This is a genomic window from Burkholderia sp. Ac-20384 (assembly GCF_017104605.1).
GTDB classification, from domain to species: domain Bacteria; phylum Pseudomonadota; class Gammaproteobacteria; order Burkholderiales; family Burkholderiaceae; genus Burkholderia; species Burkholderia lata.
Map to the genome: position 1 here is coordinate 1 of NZ_JAAGPE010000441.1, position 5,706 is coordinate 5,706.

A 5,706-nucleotide genomic window follows, 5' to 3' on the forward strand; every position below is an offset into this window, starting at 1 on the left:
TCGGTTCGGGTGGGGCATGGTCTGTTTGTGTCTAATGAGACGGCGGCCAGCGAGATCTACACAGTATCTTACACTCTTTCCCTACACGACGCGCGTCCGATCTGGCGGCGAGCGCAACCTGGACCCGCAGCGCAGCGCGTGCATTCAGCGCAAACATTATTGAGAACCCTCCATCGTCGCCGGCTGTGCCCCGCCGCGCCGGCGCGGGCCGACGTCGAACAGGCGGCCGACGATCACGAAAAACAGCGGGACGAGGAACACCGCGAGCACGGTCGCCGTGATCACGCCGCCCAGCACGCCGGTGCCGATCGCCATCTGCGCGCCGGACGCGGCGCCCGACGCGAACGCGAGCGGCAGCACGCCGACGCCGAACGCGAGCGACGTCATCACGATCGGCCGCAGCCGCAGGCGCGCGGCCTCGAGCGCGGCGTCGACGAGCGACATGCGCTGCGCGACCAGGTCCTTCGCGACTTCGACGATCAGGATCGCGTTCTTCGCCGACAACCCGATCGTCGCGATCAGCCCCACCTTGAAGTAGATGTCGTTCGGCATCATCCGCAGCGTGACGCCGAGCACCGCGCCGATCACGCCGAGCGGCACGACCAGCATCACCGCGAACGGAATCGACCAGCTCTCGTAGAGCGCCGCGAGCGCGAGGAACACGACGAACACCGACAGCGCGAACAGCATCGGCGCCTGCGCACCCGACAGCCGCTCCTCGAACGACTGCCCCGACCACGAGAAGCCGGTGCCGGCCGGCAGTTTCCCGGCGAGCCGCTCGATCGCGGTCATCGCCTCGCCGCTGCTGTGGCCTGCCGCGGCCGAGCCGTTGATCGTGAACGACGGGAAGCCGTTGTAGCGCGTGAGCTGCGGCGGCCCGAGCGTCCAGTGCAGCGTCGTGAATGCCGCGAGCGGCACCATCTCGCCGTGCGTGTTGCGCACGCGCAGCTTCTTCACGTCGTCCGGATCGAGCCGGTGCAGCCCATCGGCCTGCACGATCACGCGCCGCACCTGCGTGCCGTGCATGAAGTCGCCGATATAGTCGGAGCCGAACATCACCGCGAGCGTCGTGTTGATCTCGTCCATCGACACGCCCAGCGCCGACGCCTTCGCGCGATCGATGTCGAGCTTCAGCTGCGGCGCGTCCTGCGTGCCGGCAAACATCAGGTCGGTCAGCGCCGGATCCTTGCGGCCCGTCTCGAGCAACTGCTCGCGCGCGGCGCTGAACGTCGCGTAGTCGAGCCCGCCGCGGTTCTGCAGCCGGAAGTCGAAACCGCTCGTCGAGCCGAGATCGGGCAGCGCCGGCGAGTTCATCGCGAACACCGTCGTGTTCGGCGTGCCCGCGAAGCGCTCGTTGATGCGCGCGACGATCGCCTGCACGTGAGCATCTTCGCTCTTGCGCTCCTTCCAGTTCTTCAGCGTGACGAAGATCATCCCGCCGTTCGGCCCTTCGCCGTACAGGTTGAAGCCGCCGAGCGCGTACGTGAACGCGGTCGGCTCGTCGCGGCGGATGATCGACTCGACTTCCTGCACGCTCTGCATCGTTTCCGCGAGCGGCGTGCCTTGCGGGCGGATCACCATCACCATGAAGTTGCCCTGGTCCTCGTCAGGCAGGAACGCGGTCGGCAACTGCGTGAGCATCAGCGCCGCTACGCCGGTCAGCGCACCGTACACGACGAGCCAGCGCACCGGCTTCTTCAGCATCGCGCCGACGCGCGTCGCATAGCGCTGCGTCGAGTTTGCGACGAAGCGGTTGAACCAGCCGAAGAAGCCGCGCTTCTCGTGATGGTCGCCCGACACGGGCTTGAGCAGCGTCGCGCACAGTGCCGGCGTCAGCGACAGCGCGAGGAAGGCCGAGAAACCGATCGACACCGCGAGCGACAGCGCGAACTGCCGGTAGATGTTGCCCACCGCGCCGCCGAAGAACGCCATCGGCAGGAACACCGACGTCAGCACCACGGTGATCCCGATGATCGCGCCGCTGATCTGCTTCATCGCCTTGACGGTCGCATCGTAAGGCCCGAGCCCCTCCTCGACCATCAGCCGCTCGACGTTCTCGACCACGACGATCGCGTCGTCGACGAGAATGCCGATCGCGAGCACCATCCCGAACATCGTCAGCACGTTGATCGAGAAGCCCGCTGCATACATCACGCCGAACGTGCCCGCGAGCGCGACCGGCACGACGAGCGTCGGGATCAGCGTCGCACGCAGGTTCTGCATGAACAGGAACATCACGAGGAACACCAGCACGCCGGCCTCGATCAGCGTCGTGACGACCTTGTTCATCGACACGCGCACGAACGACGACGTCTCGAACGGGATCTGGTACTTCACGCCCGACGGGAAATACGCGGACAGCTCGTCCATCGTCGCGCGCACGCGCTTCTCGGTGGAAACCGCGTTCGAGCCCGGCGCGAGCTTGATGCCCATCCCGGTCGCGACCTTGCCGTTCACGTACGACGGGTAGTTGTAGTCGTTGCCGCCAAACTCGATGCGTGCGACGTCACGCAAGTACAGCGCGGAGCCGTCGGCCTGCGCGCGCAGTGCGATCGCGCCGAAATCGGCCGGCGTCTTCAGCGGCGCATCGGCGAACACGGTCGCCGCGATCGGCGCGTTCGCCGGCACCGCGGTGCGGCCGATGTCGCCGATCGTCACACGCGCGTTGTGCGCGCGCACGGCCGATGCGATATCCGACGCGGTGAGGCCGTGGCCGGCCATCTTCACCGGGTCGGGCCAGATCCGCATCGCGTACTCGGTGCCCCAAACCTGCACCTTGCCGACGCCCTCGACGCGACGCAGCGCCTGCACGACGTTCGCCGATGCATATTCGCCGAGCTGCACGGCGGTCATCCGCCCGTCGTCGGACGTCAACGACACCACGAGCTGGATGTTGTCGGCGGCCTTCTCGACCTGGATGCCGTCGCGTCGCACCGGTTCGGGCAGCCGCGCCTCGACCGTCTTCAGCCGGTTCTGCACCTCGACGGCCGCGAGATCGGCGTTCACGCCCTGCTTGAATGTCAGGTACAGCGACGCCATCCCGGCGCTGCTGGTGGCCGACGTGTACATCAGCCCCGGCGCACCGTTCATTTCGCGCTCGATCAGCGCGGTCACCGATTCCTCGACGACCTGCGCGGACGCGCCCGGGTACGTCGCATAGATGCTGACGACGGGCGGTGCGATGTCCGGGTACTGCGCAACGGGCAGCGCGCGGATCGCGAATGCGCCGCCCAGCATGATGAAGATTGCGATCACCCACGCGAAGACGGGGCGATCGATGAAGAAACGTGCCATGGTGGTGTGGTGTTAACCAGTCAGGTTTGACGGGCAGCCGCCTGCGAAGCGGCCGCTGCCGGCGCTGCCTTCGACGGCGGCGCCTGCTCGACGGGCTTGACGGCCGTATCGGGCGCGAACTGCGCGGCGTTGTCGACGATCACGCGCTCGCCGCCCGCGAGGCCGCGCGTGATGCGCCAGTCATGGCCGCTCATCTGGTCGGCTGCGACCTCGACGTCCTTGACCTTGCCGTTCGTGCCGACGACCCGCACCGACGTGCGGTCGGTCGTGCGCAGCAGCGCATCGCGCGGCACGAGGATCGCCCGCTGGTCGACCGCCGTGTCGAGCGCGATCCGCACATACGCGCCCGGCAGCAATTCGCGCTCCGGATTCGGGAACAGCGCGCGCATCGCGACGGTGTCGGTGGTCGGATCGACCGCGAGATCGCTGAACAGCAGCTTGCCCTTCAGCGGATACGCGGTGCCGTCGGCGCGCAGCAGCGTCACCGCGATGTCGTGCTGCGCGATGCCGGTCGCACGTCCGCTCTTCACCGCGCGGCGCAGCGCATCGACGTCGGCGGCCGGCTGCGAGAAGTTCACGTAGATCGGATCGAGCTGCTCGACGGTCGTGAGCGGCGTCGCCTGGTCCTGGCCGACGAGCGCGCCTTCGGTCACGAGCGCGCGCCGGGCGCGGCCCGCGATCGGCGCGGTGACGGTCGCATAGTCGAGCTGCAACTGTGCCCGTGCGAGCTCCGCCTTCGCTGACGCAACATCGGCCTTTGCCTGCGTGTCGCCGGCGACGGCCTCGGTATGGTCGCGTTCGCTCACCGCGCGATCGCGCACGAGATCGTCGTAACGGCGGCGCTTGTCGCTCGCCGCGAGCGCGGCGGCCTGCGCCTTCGCAAGCGCACCCTGCGCGGCGTCGCGCGCAGCCTTCAGCGGCGCGGGATCGATGCGAAACAGCACCGCGCCCTGCTTCACTTCCTGGCCTTCCTCATAGGTGCGCGCGGTCACGATGCCCGCGACCCGCGCACGGACTTCCGCCTGCCGGTAAGCATCGAGCCGGCCCGGCAATTCGACGGTCATCGGCACGGCCGTCGGGCGCACCGTCACGACTGTCGCCTGTTTCGCGGCCTCCGGCGCGGCGTCCTTGTCGCCCTTTCCACATCCGGCCAGGGCCAGCACGGCCGCCAGCGCGAACGGCGCCAGTCGGTGGCGCAACAGGGAGCGATTGTTATTCATGTGTGACCTCGGATCGTTCGCCACCGATACAATGCGGCGGCTCAGGGTGGCCGATTATAATCAGTCACGACTGATTAAATACACGGCACTTCAATCTGACCGTCACACTGTCTCAATAAAACGACAGCGAACTGTAAGGAATTTCAGGACATGGCCCGCAAGACCCGCGAAGAATCGCTCGCCATCAAGCACCGGATCCTCGACGCCGCCGAGCTCGTGCTGCTCGAGAAAGGCGTGGCGCAAACCGCGATGGCGGACCTCGCCGAGGCCGCCGGGATGTCGCGGGGCGCCGTCTACGGCCATTACCGCAACAAGATGGAAGTGTGTCTCGCGATGTGCGACCGCGCGTTCGCGCGCACGTCGGAAGGCTTCGACGCGGGCGAAGGGCTGCCCCCGCTCGCCACGCTGCGGCGCGCCGCGTCGCACTATCTGCAGGAATGCGGCGAGCCGGGCCCGATGCAGCGCGTGCTCGTGATCCTCTATACGAAGTGCGAGCAGAGCGAGGAAAACGGCGCGCTGCAGCGGCGCCGCATGCTGCTCGAATTGCAGATGCTGCGGATCACCAAGGCGCTGCTGCGCCGCGCGATCGCGGCCGGCGAAGTCGCCGCCGATCTCGACGTGCACCTGGCCGCCGTCTATCTCGTGTCGCTGCTCGAAGGCGTGTTCGCGTCGATGATCTGGACCAACCGGCTGCGCGGCAACCTGTGGAACGACGCCGAGGCCATGCTCGACGCCGGCTTCGACACCGTGCGCACCTCCGCCGCGCTGCGCATCCGCGCGCACAAATTGCCGGACTGACTGAATTTGTCGTAATAAATGCTGATTTAACCCGATTTACCGCACTGCGAAACGAATGAGCTGACCCCTTTTAAAATTTTTAACGTTTTGCGGAACATCGGTAGACTGACGCTGTCATCTTTCTTTAGCGTCTTCGTGATAACCGGGTACGACCCGGTATGCACGCCGCCGTTCGAAGCGGGTCCACCCCGCATGTTGGGTCGAACGGAAACGATACGGGCCCCTGGCGGGGCCTGTTTTGTTGCACGCCCGCCGCCCGCCCCGTCGCTGCCCGACGGATGTTGCCGCCGGTGGCCCCTGCCCACACCCCTTTGAACCGCTTTCCTGGATGTGGACACCTTGGTCAAGTCTGCCGCTACTCCTGATGCTTTCGCGCCCGGCCGCGCGCAGCGCA

The 5,706-nt window shown here is 67.1% G+C and carries 3 protein-coding genes; 1 reads left to right on the forward strand and 2 read right to left on the reverse strand.

All coding sequences use genetic code 11. The features are described from left to right. Positions 1 to 156: 156 nt before the first annotated feature. A complete protein-coding gene (locus G3O00_RS39265; RefSeq protein ID WP_206146208.1) occupies positions 157 to 3,294 on the reverse strand; it encodes a multidrug efflux RND transporter permease subunit in 3,138 nt (1,045 codons plus the stop codon). A 20-nt stretch (positions 3,295 to 3,314) separates the two neighbouring features. Continuing rightward, positions 3,315 to 4,514 (reverse strand): MexX/AxyX family multidrug efflux RND transporter periplasmic adaptor subunit, encoded by a 1,200-nt coding sequence (locus G3O00_RS39270; protein ID WP_206146209.1) that lies wholly within the window; start codon positions 4,512 to 4,514, stop codon positions 3,315 to 3,317. Between the two features lie 150 nt (positions 4,515 to 4,664). On the opposite strand from G3O00_RS39270, the gene G3O00_RS39275 reads away from it, so the two are divergent. Beyond that, on the forward strand, positions 4,665 to 5,312 hold the full coding sequence (locus tag G3O00_RS39275) for a TetR family transcriptional regulator (RefSeq protein ID WP_047850920.1): 648 nt from the start codon (positions 4,665 to 4,667) through the stop codon (positions 5,310 to 5,312). Positions 5,313 to 5,706: the final 394 nt, after the last annotated feature.